This is a genomic window from Streptomyces griseorubiginosus (assembly GCF_036345115.1).
Lineage (GTDB): Bacteria > Actinomycetota > Actinomycetes > Streptomycetales > Streptomycetaceae > Streptomyces > Streptomyces griseorubiginosus_C.
The window spans coordinates 6938698-6957507 of sequence record NZ_CP107766.1 but is presented as its reverse complement, the minus strand read 5'-3'; the positions used below and the strand labels follow the sequence as shown (position 1 = coordinate 6957507).

The window sequence follows — 18810 nt, the reverse complement described above, 5'->3', positions numbered from 1 at the left end:
TGCCTCTGGGTCACGCCCGCCTCCTGGTCGCCGGTGTGTCCGTCACCTCCTGATCGCAGTGAAGGGCGGGGGTGGGGCGGGCGCATGTGGAGTACGGCGATCGGGTGACGTGTGCATCGGGGGCGCGTTGTCAGTGGCGTCGGTCAAGATGGGGCGTATGGGCTTGGGTGATGCGGTTCGGTATGTCGGGGTGGACGAGCGGCGGGCTCGGCTGGGGTTGCGGCAGCAGTTGGCCGTCGAGGCTCGGGTGGGGACGCCGGAGGAGGTGGGCGGGGCGCTGGTCGCTCTGCACGGGTCCGATCCAGCGACCGTCTACCTCGCGGTGGGGGCTCGGCTCGTGGACGCGTCCGGGACCGTCGCGGAGACCGAGCGGGCGCTGTACGAGGACCGGACGTTGGTGCGGATGCACGGGATGCGGCACACGGTGTTCGCGTTCCCGACCGAGCTGACCGCCGTCGTGCACGCCTCGACCGGGCTCACGGTCGCGGCTCGTGAACGGGCCTCGCTCATCAAGGACATGGCGAAGGCGGGCGCCCCGGACGCGGCCTGGCTGAAGGAGGTCGAGGAGTCGGCGCTGGCCGCGCTCGCCCGGCGCGGGCAGGCGACGGCGGCCGAACTCTCCCAGGACGAGCCGCGGTTGCGGGAGCAGTTCGTGTACTCGGCCGGCAAGAGCTACGAGGGCGTCCACACCGTGTCCTCCCGGCTGCTGCGGGTGCTCGGTGTGGAGGGCAAGGTGGTGCGCGGGCGGCCGCTCGGTTCCTGGATGTCCTCGCAGTTCCGCTGGGCGGTGGCGCCGCCGCATCCCGAACTCGACGTGGCCGAGGCGCAGGCCGAGCTGCTGCGGCGCTGGCTCACCGTGTGCGGGCCCGCCACCGAGGCGGACCTGAAGTGGTGGACGGGCTGGAAGGTGACCGACGTGCGCCGTGCGCTGGCGGCGATCCGCGCGGTCACGGTGACGGTCGACGAGGGTCCGGCCTACGTCGTGGAGGGCGACGACGGTCCGCTCGAGGGGCCGTCGGAGCCGTGGGCCGCGCTGCTTCCCGGGCTCGATCCGACGGCGATGGGATGGCAGCAGCGGGACTGGTATCTGGCCCCTGCCCTGCGTCCGGCCCTGTTCGACCGGAGCGGCAACGTGGGGCCGACGGTGTGGTGGAACGGGCGGGTGGTGGGGGGTTGGGGACAGCGGGCCGACGGGGAGATCGTCTGGCGGCTGCTGGACCCGGAGGACGTGGGTCCGGAGGCGGAGGCGGCCATCGCGGTGGAGGCCGCCCGCCTGCGGGAGTGGGTGGGAGCGACCCGGGTGAGACCCCGGTTCCGGACCCCCCTGGAGAAGGAACTGGCCGAGCCGACGACGTGACGCTCCCGTCCGGGCCAACGCGCCGACCGGGACGGGCGGTTCACCGGGGGCCCGGGTCGGCGTTCTGATCGGGGCGGCCGGCTTACCGAGTGGCCCAGGCGGCTTTCTGATCCGGGGGCCGGCTTGCCGGGACGGCGAGAGCTACCGACTGACGGACGCCGGGAGGCCGACCGGCACGGCCAGAGCCGCCGGCTGGCGGGGGCCCCGGGCGGCTGGCCGGAACAGCCAGGACCGCCGGCTCACCGAGGCGACCGGCTTACCGGGACCGTCGGCGAAACCGGCTGGCTGGGGCAACCGGCCAACCAGGATGCCCGGGTCGACCTTCTGACGAGGGCAACCGGCTTACCGGGGCGACTGGCGTACCAGGGCGCCGGGTGTCTCCGGAACAGAGTTCACCCGGCGCCCCCGGTTCACCGTGCGTAGCGCATCAGCGCGCGCACCATGTGGCACGTGGTGTCCGACGGTGGGTGGACGCCGATCGTCTCCGCGGTGTCGCGGATCGTCTCGTTGCGGGCCTGGTTCGGGACGTAGACGCCGGAGTCGAGCAGGGCGATCGCGAGCCGCATCGCCTTGAGGCGGCGGTTGTGGGTGACGTACCACTCGCGGGGTCGGCCCGGCGGCAACGGGCGCTTCTCCACGGGGGCGTACGGAAGGTCGAGCAGCACCGGATGCTTCGCGGTGGACTGGGTGGGCAACGGCTTCGGCTTCAGTGCGGCAGCGGGCACAGGCATCCTCCTGTCGCGGTAAGGGCGGGAGCCGGGGTCCCGGCGACGCCCTCGAACACTGGTTTTATTCTACCGCCCGGCACTGACAAAAGCCCCTGGCCACAAGGGCTTTCGGGGGTGCTGTGACGCAGGTGGAGAACGGGTTTCCGGGTACCGTGGCGACATGGAGATCTGGATCAACCCGGCCTGTTCGAAGTGCCGCAGCGCCGTCAGTCTGCTCGACGCGGAGGGTGCCGAGTACACCGTCCGCCGCTACCTGGAGGACGTCCCGAGCGAGGACGAGATCCGCGAGGTGCTCGACCGGCTCGGCCTCGAACCGTGGGACATCACCCGCACCCAGGAGGCCGCCGCCAAGGAGCTGGGGCTCAAGGAGTGGGCCAGGGACGAGAGTTCGCGGGACCGGTGGATCACCGCGCTCGCCGAGCACCCCAAGCTCATCCAGCGGCCCATCATCACGGCGGACGACGGCTCGGCGGTGGTCGCCCGCTCCGAGGACGCCGTACGGGACGCCCTGGCCAGGAAATGACCGAGTGTGACGCAGGTTACGTCAGATGACTCCCGCAACCACTGAGTAACCTCGTTCGGTATCTCGTACATAGCGGCGTACGCTCCCCTAGCTCTCAGGAGGCGCGCATGTCGCGCAGGAGAACACTCGGCACGAAGAAGAAGGTCGCGCTGCTGGTGAGCGCGGCGGTGGCGGCGGGCGGTGGGGCCTTCGTGATGGCCAGCACCTCGAACGCCGCGAGTCCGCAGACGGCCGCGGAGTCGACCGTCTGCCAGGGCCTCGCCACCGCGCTCGGCAACAACCAGCGGTTCATCGAGGGGCAACGGACCAATCCCGACGCCCAGTCGGCGGCCCGGATCACCAACCGGGAAGCGGTGATCGCGCAGATCAAGGTGCAGCAGGAGGCGTCCGGTTGCGTGGTCGGGGAGTCGGCTCAGGGCTCCCAGGCCGGCGCGGGACAGCAGCCCCCGCAGGCCGCGTCCCCGTCAGCACCCGCCGCTTCCCAGGCGCCGCCCGCTTCCCAGGCCCCGCCCGCCTCTCAGGCTCCCCCGGCCGGCAACGCCGCCTCCGGACAGCAGGTGTGCAACGGTTCGACCGTCACCCTGTCCGGCGAGGGCGGTGCGCCCGCCGCGTCCAGCAACCAGTTCCCGGCCGGCACGAAGCTGAAGGTCACCAACCTGGACAACAACAAGTCCACGACGGTGGAGGTCACTTCGGTCTCCGGCAGCTGTGCCCTGCTCAACAACGCGGCCTTCGAACAGGTACGGGAGCCCGGCAAGTTCCTCATCCGCCGGGCCGTGATCGAGAAGGTGGGGTGACGCTATTCGCCTAGGAACTCGGTGAGGCGGCGCGCCAGTTCGGGAGGCGCGGACTGCGGCAGCGCGTGGTGGGAGACGCCGGGGACCACGTCGGCTTCCACCCGCGGCAGCAGTCCGGCCGCCCGCGCTGTCACGTCGGACGTGTCATGGGTCCTGCTGTTCGCGGCCACGAGCAGCAGGACCGGCGTTTTCAGGGCGCGGAGCGCCTCCGGGGCGGGGCGCGGGCCAGTCACCGGTCTGATGGCGGGGAAGCCGGCGGCCGCCTCCTGGAGCCGGAGCCAGTCGGGGTCCAGTGCGGCTCCCCCGGTCTCCCACGTCAGGAAGGCGCGGACCCGGGTCGGCGTCGGACGCAGCAGCATCGGCAGGGCGTGCCGGAGATACGCCGCCTTGAACCCGGCGAAGCACTGGGTCGGGTCCAGGAGGAACAGGCGGCGCATCCGGTCCGGGGCCCGCAGGGCGTGGTGCAGGGCGATCCAGCCGCCGTACGAGTGCCCGCCGAAGTCGGCCTCCCCGACGCCCAGTTCGTCGAGGAGCGCGTCCAGCCAGGCGGACAGGTCGGCGACCGTACGGGGGTGACGGTCGGCGGCCGGTGCGCTGCGGCCCGGGGCGCCGATCAGGTCGACGGCGAGGACCCGGTGGGTGCGGGCCAGGTGGGCGGCCTGGGCGTACCAGGAGGCGGAGGTCGCTCCCCCGCCGCCCGGCAGCAGGACGAGCGGGGGCGCGTCGGACGGGCCGCACGCGTTGACGTGGGTCGTGCCGAAGGGGGTGGGCACCCGGAGCGCCTCCCGGTCGGCGGGCCAGCGCGCCATGACCTTGCCGTAGGCCGCGTCGAACGCGTCGGCGTCGAATCCGCGCATCGATCCCTCCCCTATTATCTCGCTCAGCAAGACACTCGACGAGCGAGATAGTAACGGAGGCTGCCCATGGCGCCCCAGGGTCCCGAGCTGGAGATCGTCCATCTGCTGCGCGCGGTGACGGTCGAACTCGGCCTGCACAGCGCCCGGTTCGCCCGGCGCAACGCCCTGCACCCGACCGACGTACGCGCCCTGATCGCCCTCATGGACGCCTCCCGCGCGGACGAGGAGATGTCGGCGGGACGGCTGGGCTCGCTGCTCGGGCTCAACTCGGCGGGCACGACCTCGCTCATCGACCGGCTGGAGCGGGGCGGGCATGTGCGGCGGGTGCGGGGGCGGGAGGACCGGCGCAAGGTGGTCGTCGAGGTGGACGAACGGGCGGTGGAGCTGGGCCATGCCTTCTTCGGACCGCTCATCGGGAGGACCGTGGAACTGCTCCGGGGATACGACGAGCGGGAACGGGCGGCGATCCGGGGGTTCCTGGAGGGCGTACGGGACGCGGCGGCGGCTGAGGAGGACTGACCTCACCCACGACCGACCCCCACCCGGACCTCGACCTACGGACGACCCGCCAGCACCTTCGCCTCCGTCTCCGGGTCCAGCCCCACCACCGGCCGGTCCGGGCGTTGCGGAGCCACCCCGCCGAGTTCGCACAGCCAGGTCCAGGTGTCGGCGACCGTCTCGGTGACCGGGCGGCAGCGCAGGCCCGCCGCGGCGGCTCGGGAGGTGTTCGCGCCGTGGAGCGTGGTGTGCAGGTCGGAGCCCGGCGGGACCCAGATCGGCAGGTCGGTCCACGGCGCGATGCCCGCGCCGAGGACGATGTCCGGGTCGGCCCAGTGCAGTTCGGCGTCCGCGCCGGTCACCGTCACGCACGCCCGGAGGAGTTCGGACAGAGTGGTGTGTCCCTGCGGGCTCACCACGTTGTACGGGCCGCCCCGACCCGCCGCGGCGGCCGCCAGTACCCACTCCGCCAGGTCGCGGACGTCGACGTACTGGAGGGGCAGGTCCTCGGGTCCGGGCGCGAGGACCCGGCCGCCGCGGGCGACCCGCCCCAGCCACCACGGCAGGCGGCCGATGTTCTCGTACGGGCCGAGGATCAGGCCGGCCCGTACGAGCAGGGAGCGGTCGGCGCCGAAGCTGTCCAGGACCGCGAGTTCGCCGCCCCGCTTGTCGCGGGCGTAGTCGGTCCGCCCCGCGTCGGCGAAGGCGCCCTCGACCACGGGAGCCTCCTCGGTGTACCCGGCCGGCTGGGGCCAGGTGTACACCGAGCTGCTCGACACGTATACGTACCGGTCGGCACGGTCCCGCAGCAGCCGTGCCGTGTCCCGGACCGCGCGGGGCGCCCCCGACCAGGTGTCGACGACCAGGTCCCAGGGGCCGCCTTCGGCGAGGGCGGTGAGGCCGTCGGGTGCGGTGCGGTCGCCGTGCAGCGACCGCACCCCGGGTCCGGGTGCGTGTCGTCCGCGGTGGAAGACGGTCACGTCCCAGCCCTGGGCCAGGGCCGCCTCGGCGACGGCCCGGCCGACGAACTCGGTGCCACCGAGCAGGAGAAGTCTCATACCGGTGACTGTGCCCGCCGCGGCCCCGCGGTGGAACTCCGATCTGCTGTCGGCAGAGGGTCAGTCGCCGGTCGGCGGGGTGTACTTGTAGCCGACCCGCCGCACGGTCTGGATCGCGCCCCGGAAGTCCGCGCCCAGCTTGCGGCGCAGCCGGGCGATGTGGACGTCGACGGTACGGCCGTCGCCGACATGGCCGTAGCCCCAGACCGTGGTGACCAGCTGGTCGCGGGTGTGGACCCGGTGCGGGTGCTGGACGAGGTGGGCGAGGAGCTCGAACTCCAGGTAGGTGAGGTCGAGTTCCTTGCCGTTGACCTCGGCGGTGCGCTGCACGGTGTCGATGCGGACGAGCGGGGCGGCGCTGTCGTCGGCGAGCGTGGTCTCGGGCCGGTCCGGGACCGCGACCGGCAGGAACGGCGGCTGCTGGTCCGCCGGGACGAGCACCAGGTAGCCGATCATCGGCGGCTGGCCCGGCAGCGTCGGCAGGGTGTGCTGGGGAGCCGGCAGCCAGGTGGCGCCCGGCGGCAGGAAGTCCGCGACGTCCACGACCTCGTCCCGGTCGACGGCCCGCAGCCGGTGGCGGGCGGTGCCGTTCTGGGGGGAGGTCAGGGTGGCGGTGGAGAGAGAACGAGTGGTCGCCATGAGAGGTCAGCTCTTTCGCGCGAGGAGGTCAACAGGAGACGAACGTCGACTGCGCGCTGGCCGAAGGCCGGGGTGTACGGCTTTAGAGGGCCGGCGCGTTCATCGCGCGGCAACACACCCGGTCGAAGTCATGGTGCTGACGGGAGGGCCAGAAGGGCTCGAGGTCATGGCGACCCGTCGCGGTGTACTTCTGGAAGCTGGCCATGAGCTCATTGAAGCAGACACAGGCCCGCAACAGGAGCCTCCTCTCACTGCTTGGACGCTTCCTTGGCGTGAAAACGACGTGGTCCTCCTCACCCCACCAGACGTTTGCGCCAGGTCAGGGGTCTGACCTCGATCGCCTTGTCCGGATTGCCGTCCCACACTGCGGACAGTCCGGCCGCGCCCAGTGCCGCCACGACCTCGCGCCCGACCGCCGCGGTGGTCTCGGCGGAGCCGTCGAAACCGCCGTAGAGCAGCGTGAGTCCGTGGCCTTCGGCCGCGCTCTCGGTGCACTGGGTGTGGAAGTACACGAAGCCGTGGTCGCCCTCGGCGCGCTCGGCGCCTATCTCCGCGGTGCCGCAGGTGCGGCAGCAGGTGAAGTTCTCGCGGGCGGTGATGCCCTGGGTGTTGAGGGCGTCGAAGGCACGGGTGAGAAGCTCGGGGTCCGTCGTGGTCCGCCACGTCTCCTGCTCGCCCAGCCGCTCCAGCCAGAGCCGGTCCACCAGGTGTCCGGCCTGGGCCCGGGACACGGGCCGCTCGTCGCCGTCGACCAGCCACTCCTCGGCGTCCTCGGTGAGCTGGGCCCGGTCGTCGTAACCGCAGCGCAGCAGAAGTCGTACGCGATCCTCCACCTGCCGGCGGATCTCGTCGGGCAGCTCGGGGACCTCCTCGGCCGGGCCGAGGTCCACCGGTTCCCACTCCAGGTCCGCGTCCCAGCCGTCCTCCTGCCGGGCCCAGCCGGTCAGCAGGTCGGCCACCCGGTCCGGGTCGGTCAGGCGGGTGCCGAAGAACGCGTCCCTGCCGCGGCGGTGTTCCAGCTGGTAGTCGCCGCCCTCCTCGTGCCACACCTGGGCGAACACGTCCGGCACGTCCGGGATGCGCTGGGCGACCAGGAAGCGGTTGCCCGGCCGCCCCAGGCCGGTCACGGCCGCGCGCAGTTCCACGGCCCGCATCCAGGTGTACTTCTGTCCGTTCTCGGTCCAAGCCTTGACGGCCAGACCCCCCTCGATCTCCATGTCCCCCACCATGCCAGCCGCCACTGACAACGCGCCGAGGGGCGCCCACCGGTCGGCGGGCGCCCCTCGGGAAGCAGCGTGCGGGATCAGACCTGGCCGGCCTTCTCCAGCGCCGAGCAGCAGGTGTCCACCAGGAGGCGGGTCACCACGTACGGGTCGACGTTGGCGTTGGGGCGGCGGTCCTCGATGTAGCCCTTGCCGTCCTTCTCCACCTGCCACGGGATGCGGACCGAGGCGCCGCGGTTGGAGACACCGTAGGAGTACTCGTTCCACGGGGCGGTCTCGTGCAGGCCCGTCAGGCGGTCGTCGATGCCGGCGCCGTAGTTCTTGACGTGGTCGAGGGGCTTGGAGCCCTCGCCCAGCGACTCGGCGGCGGTGATGATCGCGTCGTAGCCCTCGCGCATCGCCTTGGTGGAGAAGTTGGTGTGCGCACCGGCGCCGTTCCAGTCGCCCTTGACCGGCTTCGGGTCCAGGGTCGCGGCGATACCGAAGTCCTCGGCGGTGCGGTAGAGCAGCCAGCGGGCCACCCACAGGTGGTCGGAGACCTCCAGCGGGGAGACCGGGCCGACCTGGAACTCCCACTGGCCGGGCATGACCTCGGCGTTGATGCCGGAGATCGCGAGGCCGGCCTTCAGGCAGTTGTCCAGGTGCGCCTCGACGACGTCACGGCCGAAGATCTCGTCCGCGCCGACACCGCAGTAGTAGCCGCCCTGCGGGGCCGGGAAGCCGCCCTTGGGGAACCCGAGCGGGTAGCCGTCCTTGAAGAAGGTGTACTCCTGCTCGATGCCGAAGATCGGCTCCTGCGCGGCGAACTTCTCCGCGACCTCGACCAGCGCGGCGCGCGTGTTGGAGGAGTGCGGGGTGAAGTCGATGTTCAGGACCTCGCACAGGACGAGGATGTCGTCGCCGCCGCGGATCGGGTCGGGGCAGGAGAAGACCGGCTTGAGGACACGGTCCGAGGAGTGCCCCTCGGCCTGGTTCGTGGAGGACCCGTCGAAGCCCCAGATCGGCAGCTCGGCGCCCTTCGCGTCGTCACCAAGGATCTTCGTCTTGGAGCGAAGCTTGGCCGTCGGCTCGGTGCCGTCGATCCAGATGTACTCAGCCTTGAAGCTCACGGGCCACATCCTTCGGGGGTGTGTCTGGGCGCACTTGCGGGTGCTGCGGCGCTGCGGCACTGAAACGCCGCCTCTCGATGCCCGCGAGCCTGTCAACAGGCGATTTCCCGGTCATTGCTCGAATGTGAACCCCGTGTTACCTGGTGGTGGTGTGGCGCGATTCACGGTGTGAGCGCGGCACAACGGGTACGGCGGTGTACCTGGCACCACCCCTGCCCCGGCCGTCCAGCACCCGTGACCCGGGGCCGCGCGCCGACCAGACTGGCGTCATGACCACACAGAAGCGGGGCGGCGGCGACACGACCGTCGGGCAGATCGTGACGGCGGCCCTGCGGGGGCTGGGGCTGGCGCTGGTGGCGCTGCCGGGGGCGATCGTCGCTTTCGTGGTCTCCGTGGTGTCCATCGCTCTCGTCCCGATCGGCGTCGGGATCGTCACCACCCCCTGGGTCCTCACCGGTGTCCGGGCCTTCGCGAACCGGCGGCGGGTCCTCGCGGCCGAGTGGTGCGACGTACGGATCCCGGCCGGGTACCGGCCGCTGCCGAAGGACGCCAATCCCTGGGCCCGCACCTTCGGGATGCTGCGCGACCCGGCGACCTGGCGGGACCTGCGGTGGCTGCTGGTAGACATGACGGCGGGGTTCGCCACAGCGCTGCTTCCGGCCGCGCTGCTGATCTATCCGCTGGAGGGGCTGGCGCTGGCGGCCGGTCTGTGGCGGGTCTTCCCCGACGGTTACTGGTACGCCTTCGTGCCGGTCACCGGTCAGGCCTCCGCGCTCGGCGCCGGCGCCCTGGGCGTGGTCCTCCTGCTGCTGTTCCGTCTGCTCCCGCCGGCCGCGCTGCGCGCCCACTTCCGGCTCACCCGGGCCGTCCTCGCCCCGAGCCAGGCCGAACTGGCCGAGCGGGTGCGAGTGTTGACCGAGACGCGGCGGGACGCGGTGGACACCTCGGCGGCCGAACTGCGGCGCATCGAGCGGGATCTGCACGACGGGGCGCAGGCCCGGCTGGTCGCCATGGGCATGGATCTCGGCACCATCGAGGCGCTCCTCGACAAGGACCCCGCCCAGGCGAAGCGGCTGCTCGCGCAGGCCCGTCAGTCCTCGGTGGACGCGCTCACCGAACTGCGTGACCTGGTGCGCGGGATCCATCCGCCGGTGCTGGCCGAGCGCGGACTGGGCGATGCCGTACGGGCGTTGGCGCTGCGACTGCCGGTGCCGACCGAGGTGGCCGTCGACCTCGGGGGCCGGGCGGACGCGCCGGTGGAGTCGGCCGCCTACTTCGCGGTCAGCGAGGTCCTCACCAACGCGGTCAAGCACTCGGGGGCCGACCGGCTCTGGGTCGACCTGCATCACACCGACGGCATGCTGCGGATCGGCGTCACCGACAACGGCCGCGGCGGCGCGGTGATCTCGGCCGGTTCGGGACTCACCGGAATCGAGCGGCGGCTCGGTACATTCGACGGCGTCCTGGCCGTCAGCTCGCCCGCGGGCGGTCCCACCATGGTCACCATGGAGATCCCCTGCGCGCTGTCCTAGGCGGCCGTCGTGGAGATCCCCGGCGAGCCGGTTCGGCCCGCCGCGACGGAGACCCCTGCCGCCCTGGGAGCCCCCTTGCGCGTTGTCCTGGCCGAAGACCTCTTCCTGCTGCGCGACGGGCTCGTGCGGCTCCTTCAGGCACATGACTTCGAGATCGCCGCGGCCGTCGAGTCCGGACCCGAGCTGGCCCGGGCGCTGGCCGAGCTGGAGCCGGACGTCGCCGTGGTCGACGTACGCCTGCCGCCGACGCACACCGACGAGGGCCTGCAGTGCGCGCTCGACGCCCGGCGGGCCAGACCCGGGCTGCCGGTGCTGGTGCTCTCGCAGCACGTGGAGCAGCTGTACGCGCGCGAGCTGCTGGCCGACGGCAGCGGCGGGGTGGGGTACCTGCTCAAGGACCGGGTGTTCGACGCCGAGCAGTTCGTGGACGCCGTACGGCGGGTGGCGGCGGGCGGGACCGCGATGGACCCGCAGGTGATCCAGCAGCTGCTGACCCGGCGGGCGGCCGACGACCAGCCGCTCGCCCGGCTCACCCCGCGGGAGCGGGAGGTGCTGGAACTCATGGCGCAGGGGCGGACGAACGCGGCGATCGCCGGCCAGCTCGTGGTGACGGAACGGGCGATCGCCAAGCACACCGCCAACATCTTCACCAAACTGGGCCTCGAGGTGTCGGACGATGACAATCGCCGCGTTCTGGCGGTGCTCGCGTTTCTCGACCAGGGCCGGTGAACAGCTCCTCATTTTCTGTAACTCCTGCTGCTCACAGGCTGGTTGGTGCACCAAGGACAGGTAAACCTCTGATTTGTTTGTGGGGCGGCTGAACGCCCCTGGGACGGCGTGCGTATGGGATGGCGCCGCTTCACTCCTGTCGGGCGCCTCGATAGCCCCGAAAAAGGAAGTCAGAGGAGTTCCATGGGACGCAATACACGTAAACGCCGCTCGTCGATGGCCACCAAGGCCATAGCCGCGTCGGCGGCCCTAGCGCTCGGTGGGGGCGGGCTGATCTGGGCGAACTTCTACGCTTCGGCGCACGAGTCCAACAACAACGGCTGGTCCCAGAACCAGACCAAGGCCGCCGCCGCGCAGGTCGCGACCATCTCGTGCCCCGACGTCGGTCAGAAGCTGACGAACGTGCCTCAGAACGCGCGTCAGGGGGTGGCCACGGAGCTGGCCAACCTGGACAAGCAGATCACCGAGGCCTACGCCAGGCTCGCCTCGACGCGCCAGGCCCAGGCGGGTGACCCGGGCTTCGTCCAGAACGCCATCGTCGGTCCCCTGAAGGAGAAGCGGGCGGCCACGATCGACCGGATCCGCATCGACATCCAGCGGGTCGGGGGACAGTTCAACACCTCGCTCAGCCAGCTGGCGGCCTGCACCACGCAGAACGCGCAGACCAACGCCGGCCAGGCCGGTGGCCAGCAGCAGAACGGCGGTCAGCAGCAGGGCGGTCAGCAGCAGAACGGCGGCCAGCAGCAGAACGGTGGTCAGCAGCAGAACGGTGGTCAGCAGCAGGGCGGCCAGCAGCAGAACGGCGGCCAGCAGCAGGGCAACGGCGGACAGGGCGGCAACGGCCCGGTCGCGGCCGACTTCGTGGACATCACCAAGGTCCAGGGCAACGCCCAGCTCGGTGTCGGCCAGAACGGCCTGAAGGCCAACGGCAACTCCGGCTCGCGGGGCACCTTCACCACCAAGTGCGGCACCAACGGCAACGACAACCACAACACGGACAACGTGATCGTGGCCCCCGGTGTCGCCAACGGCGCCCACCACCTGCACGACTACGTCGGCAACCAGAACAACGACGCGTTCGCGAGCGACCAGGAGCTGGCGGGTGCCTCCACCAGCTGCCAGAACCAGGGCGACAAGTCCTCGTACTTCTGGCCGGTGCTGCGTCTGCAGAACGGTCAGCAGGACTTCGACCAGAACAACGACGGCGGCGGCAAGGAGGGCAACGTCGGCAAGATCCTCCAGCCGGCCCAGGCCCAGCTGAAGTTCGTCGGCAACAAGAAGGGCAACGTCGTCGCGATGCCGACGGCCCTGCGCATCATCACCGGTGACGCGAAGGCCTTCGTCAACGGCAACGCCAACGCCAACGTGAACTGGTCCTGCACCGGCTTCGAGAACAAGGTCCAGCTGCACGACAAGTACCCGATCTGCCCGCAGGGCAGCCAGGTGGTGCGCACGACCAACTTCCAGAGCTGCTGGGACGGTCAGAACATCGACAGCGCCAACCACCGCACCCACGTGTCCTTCGTCCAGGCGGACGGCACCTGCGCCAACGGCTTCAAGGCGATCCCCCAGCTCCAGGTCCGGCTCGTCTACAACGTCCCGGCCCCGAAGCTGCAGAACGGCACGGTCGTCAACCCCTACGCGGTCGACACCTTCCCGGAGAACCTGCACAAGCCGATCACCGACCACAACGACTTCATCAACTTCTTCTCCACGAACCTGATGAACAAGATGGTCAACTGCATCAACACCGGCAAGAAGTGCCAGTGACCCGGTGACTGACTGAGAAAGCCGGCGGTGAGAATCCCTCACCGCCGGCTTTCGTGTGTCCGCGTCCCCCTCAGTGCGCCGAGTGCGTGGCACCCATCTTCGAGTGGTCCACGCCCTCCTCGATGTCCCCGCCGAGCGTCTTGCGCAGCCCCGTCACCGTCTGGGTCGTGTCACCGACGGCGACCCACTTGCGGCCGACCAGGAAGTGACCGCCGTAGTCCTTGGCACCGTTGATCCACTCACGCTGGCCGCGGTCGGTGGCGAAGGTGGCGAGGATGAACTTGCCGTCGGCGTCCTTGGACTTCTTGCACACGGCCTGGCGCAGCTCGTCGGCGTCGATCTGGATGTCGGGCGTGCACTTCACCTCGGCGGCCAGGTGCTCCAGGCTGCCGGTGGCCGCCGGCGGCACCGCGGCTGCGGCCTTCGCGTCACCGCCGGATCCGCAGCCCGCCAGCGCCAGCGCCGCGGCCGCGCCGGTCAGCGCGAGCATCGGTCGGGTCAACCTCATGTGTTCCTCCGGTCACGGGGTCACGTCGGACGGGCCCCGGCGGGGGTCCGTCTCCTCCCATACGGCTGCGGGGCGCGGGACGCTCAAATCCTGATGTCACCGCTGCTACGGATGTGCGAAAGTGTGCCGGTGAACGAGGACTGGGAAAAGCGGGTCGTGGCCGCCTGGGCGACCTTCGACGAGTATCCCGAGGAGCGGGCGGCCGAGTTCCGGGCCGTGATCGACACGCTCGTGGCCGAGCTGCCGGCCGACAGCCCGGACGGCCCTTTCGAGCGGGCCTGCGCCTGGGACTCCACGGGGCACTCGGACAAGGCGGCCCCGCTGTACCGGGAGGCGCTCGCGAAGGGGCTGCGCGGATACAAGGGGCGGCGCGCCAAGATCCAGCTGTCGAGCTCCCTGCGCAACATCGGACAGGCGGAGGAGGGCGTCAAGCTGCTCACTCCCGAACTGGACGCCCCCTCCGACGAGTTGGACGACGCCGTACGGGCCTGTCTCGCCCTGTGCCTGTCCAGCCTCGGCCGGGACCGCGAGGGCCTGTCCCTGGTCCTGGGCGCGCTGGCCCCCCATCTGCCGCGCTACCAGCGGTCGATGGCCAACTACGCGCGCGCCCTGGTCGACCCGGAAGGCTGATTCACTCGGTCGGCGGTGACCAACCCACGATTCGCTCGTTCTGCTGAACGTGCAGTCACAGGATGTCGCCCCGCGCCCCGCACCCGCATCAGGCTCCGCCGCCGACCCCGTCGTGGACGTCGAGCAGGCCGAGGCCGCGCTCGTCGAGCACTACCCCCGGCTGGTCCGGCTCGCCTATCTGGTGCTGCCGCCGGGCCTGGGCCGCAGCAGGCGGGTCCTGACCGCGCACGCCCTCACCCAGCGCGCGCTGCCCCGGGGCCGGGCAGCGACCCCCGTCATCCCGGCCCAGTCGGCCGGCCGCGAGGGCGACCCCGGCTACGCCTTCGTCCGCCTCCAGGTGGTACGTACGGCGCTGGAAGCGAGCCAGCCGCTCAGGCGCAGGGCGTGGCCCAAACGCTCCCAACTCCCGCCGCTGCTCCCCCAGGTGTGGGGCCTCAGGCTCTTCCCACGCTCCGGGGGCGCCGACGAACTCGCCCTGGACCAGCGCCTGTCGGCGCTCACCGGTCCGGCCCGCGCCGCCTATGTCCTGCGCGGCCTGGAGAAGCTCCCCGACGGCGACGTACGCGAGGTGCTCACGGCCGCGGGCGTGGCCGACGTGGACGCGGCGCTGGAGGAGGCCGACTCCGAGGACCCCCGCTACGCCCTCCTCGACTCCCCCGAGTTCGACCCCTGTTCGCTCCAGGCCCGCCCCACCGACCTGATGCGGCGCCGGCAGCACATGAAGGCCGCGCTCGCCGCCGCCGCGGCGGTCGCCGTGTGCGGGGCGCTGCTCGGCATGCCCGGCGACGGCTGGGGCCCCGACGGCGCCGCCGCACCCGCGTACGCGCAGAACCCCGCCGCCCAGGCCGCCCTGGACCCGGCGCTGCTCACCAAGGTCCCGGCCGCCGCGTGGGAGTCCTCGGCCCGCACCGACTTCTCGGTGTGGCCCGCGCGCGGCGACCTCACCGGCGACAGCGCCCTGCTGCGCCGCGCCCTCGCCGTCTGGGCCCGCCCCGGCGAGACCGTCCAGGTCTCCGCGACCCCCGGCACCCCGTCGGGCGGCCCCTCCGGACCGCCGCAGCTCCTGTACGCCGGGACCGTCGACAACGCGCGCGTGGTCATCCTCTACGACGGTCTGCGCATCGTCCGCTACGCCGAGCCGCGCGACAGCACCAAGGGGGCCGCCCTCGACTTCGCCCGGGTCGACGGCGCCGACCGGGCCGGGGCGAGCGCGGTCGTGCTGGGCCGCGCCGACGGCAACATCCGCTATCTGACGGCCCCTTGGGTGACGAAGGCGGCCGAGCGGGACCTGCTGAAGCCGGGTTCCGGTGCCATGGAGCTGACGCTGTCCGGCGGCGCCACCGCCCCGATGGCCGGCCCCTTCCAGAGCGGCGCCTGCACCTCCTGGAACGTGCTCGAGCTGACGGACGCCTCCGGCACCCGACTGCTGACCGACCTCGGCGAACTGGTCCCGGCCCGCCTCACCACCGGCCGCCCCGGGTCCGTGAAGGACGCGTCCGGGGTGCGGGGGCTGCGCGCCTGGGCGCCGTACGCCTGCTCGCTGGGCGCGATGCGGTCCTCCGGCGTGCGGAGCGTGAACGCCTGGGGCTACGCGACGCAGCCGCTGCCGGGTGCGAGCGGCACGGCGGACTGGGTGTGCACCCGGGCGGAGACCTGGCAGGGCGGCGGGGAGCGGGTGCTGGCGCAGTTCCACACGCCGGGCTCGACGTACGGGGCGGTGGCGGCGAAGGCGGAGAACGTCCCGGCGTGCGGGGCGAAGGATCCGCAGGTGCTGGCCGGCGTGCTGTGGAAGTCGGGGACGGGGTCCTGGTACCTGCTGGCGGCGGGCAGCCGGGGCACGGCGTCGATCAGTGCGACGGGCGGGGTGAAGGGGTCCGCTCAGGGCAACCTGCTGGCCGTGCGGGCGGAGCAGGGGGCGCAGGCCGGACTGAAGGGGACGCTGACGGACGGCCGGGAGGTCGGCGGGCTCCGCTAGCCATCGCGAACTCCGGTTCAGCCGACGGCTGTTGACGGTCGCGGCGAACCCCTCCGTCGCGGGCGTGAAGTGAGCGACTCGTGCCGGACGTGTGAACACCACTGGCCGGACCGGTCCGTTCCGGGCCGGATCCGATCGGTAAGGTGTTCGTATGAGTACCGGGGTGCGTCGAAGAATGGGAGTCGAGGAACGGCGTCAGCAGTTGATCGGCGTCGCCCTCGAACTGTTCGCCCGTCGCTCGCCCGACGAGGTCTCCATCGACGAGATCGCGTCGGCGGCCGGCATCTCGCGGCCGCTGGTCTACCACTACTTCCCCGGCAAACTCAGCCTGTACGAAGCCGCGTTGAAGCGGGCGGCGGAGGATCTGGCGAGCCGCTTCGAGGAGCCGCACGTGGGCTCGCTGGGCGGCCGGCTGCTGCGGGTGATGCGCCGCTTCTTCGACTTCGTGGACGAACACGGGCCGGGTTTCTCGGCGTTGATGCGCGGCGGCCCGGCGGTGGGCTCGTCCGCGACGAACGCGCTCATCGACTCCGTACGGCAGGTCGCCTACGAGCAGATCCTGTCGCACCTGCGGGTGACGGACCCGCCCGCGCGCCTCGAACTGCTCATCCGCTCCTGGATCTCGCTCGTCGAGTCGACGGCCCTGATCTGGCTGGACGGCCGGCGCATCCCGCGCGCCGAGCTGGAGATCCAGCTCGTCCACGACTTCGCCGCGCTGGCGGCGGTGGGCGCGGCCTACGACGAGGAGATGACCGTACTGCTGCGGCACATGCTCAAGGACGAGCCGCACGACGGCCCCTTCACCGACCTCGCCGCGCGGCTGATCTCCCTGGCCTCCTAGAGCACGGCCTTGGTGTAGGAGGCGTCCAGGTCGCGTACCTCGGCGGAGAGGTGCACGGTGAGGCCGTCCGTGGGGCCGACGTGCTTGCGCAGCAGGTCCACGACGGCCTCGGTGAGCTTCGCCTTGGTCTCCTCTGACCGTCCGGCGAGCAGCGCGACCGAGACGTTCACGATCGCGTGGTTCTCCTTCTCGCCACCGACCGCCTCGTCCTCGGTGCGCAGCACCCGGGTCTTGCACGCCTCGAGCTTCGCGGCCGCCGTCTCGACGACGACCGGGTGCAGCGCCAGGGCGAACTCCTCCCAGTCGACGTGGTCGAGACGCGGGGAGCGTTCGATGGTGATCTGCGGCATGGGCACTCCTGTTCCAGGGCGACTGAACGTCACCCTAGCCGCAGCGCCAGCATGGCGATGTCGTCCTCCCGGTCGTGACCGAAGGTGTCCAGCAGGGTGTCGCACAGGGCGTCCAGGCCGGGCAGGGCCCCGGAGGCGGCCGCGCGCAGGTGTTCCATGGAGGCCGTGAGATCGGTGCCCCGGGTCTCGATGAGGCCGTCGGTGACCATGAGGAGCCGGTCGGTGGGTTCGAGGAAGAGCTCGGTGGCCGGCGGATGGGGCAGGCCGACGCCGAGCAGCGGGCCGGCCGACTTGGCGTAGTCGGCGGTGCCGGTGTCGCGGACGATCAGGGGCGGGATGTGCCCGGCGTTGGCGATCCGGGTGCGTCCGGTACCGGGGTCGACCAGGGCCAGGCAGACGGTGGCCGTGGTGTCGGGGTGGTAGCGCTGGAGCGTCCGGTCCAGGCGCTCGGCGAGGACGGCCGGGTCGCTCTCGTCGACGGCGTAGGCCCGCAGCGCGTGCCGCAGCTCGACCATGACGGTCGCCGCGTCCAGCGAGTGTCCGACGACGTCGCCGACCGCGGTGAGCACGCCCTCGTCCACCCGCAGCGCGGCGTAGAAGTCGCCGCCGATCTCGGTCTGCCGGGAGGCGGGCACGTAGCGGACCACGATGTCGAGGCCCGGCAGGTCGGGCAGCCGGTGCGGCTGGGGCAGGAAGCTGTGCTGGAGGGTGAGGGCGACATGCCGCTCGACCTTGTACATGAGCAGCGGTTCGGCGGCGAGCGCGGTGGCCTGCGCGAGCTGGGCCAGCAGGGTCTCGCCCTCCAGGCCCACCCTGCGCATACCGCGCGCGGGCGCGGCCAGGCACACCGGTGCCCGGCCGTCCTGGGTGACGACGAGCGCCAGCCGGGCGTCCTGCTCGACGCCGGGCCGGAAGAACCCGGCCGGCCACAGCGGCGCGGGCACGGTGGTCAGCTGCACTCCGCCCTGCCCCCGGGTGAGCCGGCGCAGCAGCCCGGCGACGGCCCGGTCGGCGTCCCCGTCGGGCAGGGAGACGGGGATGCGGTCGCTGGACAGGCCGCGGTAGAGCTGGTCGTCCTGGTCGAGGACGAAGACGGCGGCGGGGGTGCCGGTGAGCCGGGAGACGCCCTCGGCGGCCGCGTCGGAGAGTTCCTGGAGGGTGCGGGCCGACTGGATGGTGACGATGGTCTCGGACAGCAGGGTGAGCCGTCGTACCAGCGCCCGGTCGCCCGCCCGCAGTTGCGCGTTGCGGACGGCGGCCCGGACCACCGCCTCGATCTCCAGGGGTTCGGCGGGCACTTTCAGATAGGCCTCGACGCCCATGTCCATGCCGGCGCAGTGCACGGCGGGCGGCACGGCGGAGGCGGAGAAGTGCACGACGGGCATTCCGGCGGTGTGCGGGCGTTCCTTGAACAGCCGGCACAGGTCGAAGCCGCTCATGTCGGGCAGCCCGACGTCCACGAGGGCGACGTCCGGGAGGGTTCCCTTGCGCAGCCGGGTGTCGAGTTCGGCGAGGGCCTCGCCGCCGGTGGCGACCGGGACCACGCGGTGTCCCGCGCGGCTCAGCACGGTGCCCATGGCGTACCGGCTGGCCTCCACGTCGTCCACGACCATCACGGTCGTGCCGGTGAGCTTGCCTTTGGCGTCCATCTGTCACCCCCTCGGGCAACACCGGTGGAGCGGACCG

The 18810-nt window shown here is 71.8% G+C and carries 19 protein-coding genes; 10 read left to right on the top strand and 9 right to left on the bottom strand.

Translation table 11 applies throughout. The features are described from left to right. Nucleotides 1-157 precede the first annotated feature (157 nt). Nucleotides 158-1357 (top strand): winged helix DNA-binding domain-containing protein, encoded by a 1200-nt coding sequence (locus tag OHN19_RS31400; RefSeq protein WP_330267436.1) that lies wholly within the window; start codon nucleotides 158-160, stop codon nucleotides 1355-1357. Between the two features lie 410 nt (nucleotides 1358-1767). On the opposite strand, the gene OHN19_RS31395 is transcribed toward OHN19_RS31400, so the two are convergent. Then, entirely contained in the window at nucleotides 1768-2082 is a 315-nt protein-coding gene (locus OHN19_RS31395) for a hypothetical protein (RefSeq protein ID WP_330267435.1), read from the bottom strand. A gap of 163 nt (nucleotides 2083-2245) precedes the next feature. Between OHN19_RS31395 and OHN19_RS31390 the strand changes: the two genes are divergently transcribed. Both OHN19_RS31390 and OHN19_RS31385 read left to right on the top strand, forming a co-directional pair. Then, nucleotides 2246-2608: an arsenate reductase family protein gene (locus OHN19_RS31390; protein ID WP_330267434.1), complete on the top strand. Its 363-nt coding sequence runs from the start codon at nucleotides 2246-2248 to the stop codon at nucleotides 2606-2608. Between the two features lie 107 nt (nucleotides 2609-2715). Next, entirely contained in the window at nucleotides 2716-3405 is a 690-nt protein-coding gene (locus tag OHN19_RS31385) for a hypothetical protein (protein ID WP_330267433.1), read from the top strand. Nucleotides 3406-3407: 2 nt separating this feature from the next. Here OHN19_RS31385 and OHN19_RS31380 read toward each other — a convergent pair whose 3' ends face one another. Next, the gene (locus OHN19_RS31380) at nucleotides 3408-4262 is read right to left on the bottom strand and encodes an alpha/beta fold hydrolase (RefSeq protein WP_330267432.1); all 855 of its coding nucleotides are present in this window, start codon (nucleotides 4260-4262) and stop codon (nucleotides 3408-3410) included. 66 nt (nucleotides 4263-4328) lie between these two features. Between OHN19_RS31380 and OHN19_RS31375 the strand changes: the two genes are divergently transcribed. Continuing rightward, nucleotides 4329-4781: a MarR family winged helix-turn-helix transcriptional regulator gene (locus OHN19_RS31375; RefSeq protein ID WP_330267431.1), complete on the top strand. Its 453-nt coding sequence runs from the start codon at nucleotides 4329-4331 to the stop codon at nucleotides 4779-4781. Between the two features lie 35 nt (nucleotides 4782-4816). Here the strand turns inward: OHN19_RS31375 and OHN19_RS31370 are convergent, their stop codons facing one another. The 4 genes from OHN19_RS31370 to glnII form a co-directional block, all read right to left on the bottom strand. Continuing rightward, nucleotides 4817-5818 (bottom strand): NAD-dependent epimerase/dehydratase family protein, encoded by a 1002-nt coding sequence (locus OHN19_RS31370; RefSeq protein WP_330267430.1) that lies wholly within the window; start codon nucleotides 5816-5818, stop codon nucleotides 4817-4819. A gap of 60 nt (nucleotides 5819-5878) precedes the next feature. Further along, nucleotides 5879-6457 carry a winged helix-turn-helix domain-containing protein gene (locus OHN19_RS31365; protein WP_330267429.1) on the bottom strand — a complete coding sequence of 193 codons (579 nt, stop codon included), beginning with the start codon at nucleotides 6455-6457 and terminating at the stop codon, nucleotides 5879-5881. Nucleotides 6458-6750: 293 nt separating this feature from the next. Then, nucleotides 6751-7674 (bottom strand): DUF6891 domain-containing protein, encoded by a 924-nt coding sequence (locus OHN19_RS31360; protein WP_330267428.1) that lies wholly within the window; start codon nucleotides 7672-7674, stop codon nucleotides 6751-6753. Between the two features lie 86 nt (nucleotides 7675-7760). Continuing rightward, nucleotides 7761-8789 (bottom strand): glutamine synthetase, encoded by a 1029-nt coding sequence (gene glnII, locus OHN19_RS31355; RefSeq protein WP_330267427.1) that lies wholly within the window; start codon nucleotides 8787-8789, stop codon nucleotides 7761-7763. A gap of 269 nt (nucleotides 8790-9058) precedes the next feature. Between glnII and OHN19_RS31350 the strand changes: the two genes are divergently transcribed. The 3 genes from OHN19_RS31350 to OHN19_RS31340 all read left to right on the top strand — a co-directional run bounded on the left by OHN19_RS31350 (nucleotide 9059) and on the right by OHN19_RS31340 (nucleotide 12820). Beyond that, nucleotides 9059-10321 carry a sensor histidine kinase gene (locus OHN19_RS31350; protein WP_330267426.1) on the top strand — a complete coding sequence of 421 codons (1263 nt, stop codon included), beginning with the start codon at nucleotides 9059-9061 and terminating at the stop codon, nucleotides 10319-10321. A gap of 75 nt (nucleotides 10322-10396) precedes the next feature. Next, nucleotides 10397-11050: a response regulator transcription factor gene (locus OHN19_RS31345; RefSeq protein WP_330267425.1), complete on the top strand. Its 654-nt coding sequence runs from the start codon at nucleotides 10397-10399 to the stop codon at nucleotides 11048-11050. 183 nt (nucleotides 11051-11233) lie between these two features. Continuing rightward, complete coding sequence (locus OHN19_RS31340; RefSeq protein WP_330267424.1) at nucleotides 11234-12820, top strand: DUF1996 domain-containing protein; 1587 nt, start codon at nucleotides 11234-11236, stop codon at nucleotides 12818-12820. A gap of 70 nt (nucleotides 12821-12890) precedes the next feature. Here OHN19_RS31340 and OHN19_RS31335 read toward each other — a convergent pair whose 3' ends face one another. Beyond that, complete coding sequence (locus OHN19_RS31335) at nucleotides 12891-13328, bottom strand: hypothetical protein (protein ID WP_330267423.1); 438 nt, start codon at nucleotides 13326-13328, stop codon at nucleotides 12891-12893. Between the two features lie 111 nt (nucleotides 13329-13439). Here OHN19_RS31335 and OHN19_RS31330 point away from each other — a divergent pair, with 111 nt between their 5' ends. The 3 genes from OHN19_RS31330 (at nucleotide 13440) to OHN19_RS31320 (ending at nucleotide 16774) form a co-directional block, all read left to right on the top strand. Next, the gene (locus OHN19_RS31330) at nucleotides 13440-13958 is read left to right on the top strand and encodes a tetratricopeptide repeat protein (RefSeq protein ID WP_330267422.1); all 519 of its coding nucleotides are present in this window, start codon (nucleotides 13440-13442) and stop codon (nucleotides 13956-13958) included. A gap of 49 nt (nucleotides 13959-14007) precedes the next feature. Next, entirely contained in the window at nucleotides 14008-15933 is a 1926-nt protein-coding gene (locus OHN19_RS31325; RefSeq protein ID WP_330267421.1) for a hypothetical protein, read from the top strand. A gap of 151 nt (nucleotides 15934-16084) precedes the next feature. Next, entirely contained in the window at nucleotides 16085-16774 is a 690-nt protein-coding gene (locus OHN19_RS31320) for a TetR/AcrR family transcriptional regulator (protein ID WP_330267420.1), read from the top strand. Here OHN19_RS31320 and OHN19_RS31315 read toward each other — a convergent pair. Continuing rightward, on the bottom strand, nucleotides 16771-17124 hold the full coding sequence (locus tag OHN19_RS31315; RefSeq protein ID WP_330267419.1) for an isomerase: 354 nt from the start codon (nucleotides 17122-17124) through the stop codon (nucleotides 16771-16773). The genes OHN19_RS31320 and OHN19_RS31315 overlap by 4 nt on opposite strands. A 29-nt stretch (nucleotides 17125-17153) precedes the next feature. After that, nucleotides 17154-18773, bottom strand: a complete 1620-nt coding sequence (locus OHN19_RS31310) for a fused response regulator/phosphatase (RefSeq protein WP_330267418.1) — start codon at nucleotides 18771-18773, stop codon at nucleotides 17154-17156. Nucleotides 18774-18810: the final 37 nt, after the last annotated feature.

Bases quoted from the DNA above. Each gene is read 5' to 3' on its own strand.
- OHN19_RS31400 (WP_330267436.1), top strand. From the start codon at position 158: ATGGGCTTGGGTGATGCGGTTCGGTATGTCGGGGTGGACGAGCGGCGG.
- OHN19_RS31390 (WP_330267434.1), top strand. From the start codon at position 2,246: ATGGAGATCTGGATCAACCCGGCCTGTTCGAAGTGCCGCAGCGCCGTC.
- OHN19_RS31385 (WP_330267433.1), top strand. From the start codon at position 2,716: ATGTCGCGCAGGAGAACACTCGGCACGAAGAAGAAGGTCGCGCTGCTG.
- OHN19_RS31380 (WP_330267432.1), bottom strand. From the start codon at position 4,262: ATGCGCGGATTCGACGCCGACGCGTTCGACGCGGCCTACGGCAAGGTC.
- OHN19_RS31375 (WP_330267431.1), top strand. From the start codon at position 4,329: ATGGCGCCCCAGGGTCCCGAGCTGGAGATCGTCCATCTGCTGCGCGCG.
- OHN19_RS31370 (WP_330267430.1), bottom strand. From the start codon at position 5,818: ATGAGACTTCTCCTGCTCGGTGGCACCGAGTTCGTCGGCCGGGCCGTC.
- OHN19_RS31365 (WP_330267429.1), bottom strand. From the start codon at position 6,457: ATGGCGACCACTCGTTCTCTCTCCACCGCCACCCTGACCTCCCCCCAG.
- OHN19_RS31360 (WP_330267428.1), bottom strand. From the start codon at position 7,674: ATGGAGATCGAGGGGGGTCTGGCCGTCAAGGCTTGGACCGAGAACGGA.
- OHN19_RS31350 (WP_330267426.1), top strand. From the start codon at position 9,059: ATGACCACACAGAAGCGGGGCGGCGGCGACACGACCGTCGGGCAGATC.
- OHN19_RS31340 (WP_330267424.1), top strand. From the start codon at position 11,234: ATGGGACGCAATACACGTAAACGCCGCTCGTCGATGGCCACCAAGGCC.
- OHN19_RS31335 (WP_330267423.1), bottom strand. From the start codon at position 13,328: ATGAGGTTGACCCGACCGATGCTCGCGCTGACCGGCGCGGCCGCGGCG.
- OHN19_RS31330 (WP_330267422.1), top strand. From the start codon at position 13,440: ATGTGCGAAAGTGTGCCGGTGAACGAGGACTGGGAAAAGCGGGTCGTG.
- OHN19_RS31320 (WP_330267420.1), top strand. From the start codon at position 16,085: ATGAGTACCGGGGTGCGTCGAAGAATGGGAGTCGAGGAACGGCGTCAG.
- OHN19_RS31315 (WP_330267419.1), bottom strand. From the start codon at position 17,124: ATGCCGCAGATCACCATCGAACGCTCCCCGCGTCTCGACCACGTCGAC.
- OHN19_RS31310 (WP_330267418.1), bottom strand. From the start codon at position 18,773: ATGGACGCCAAAGGCAAGCTCACCGGCACGACCGTGATGGTCGTGGAC.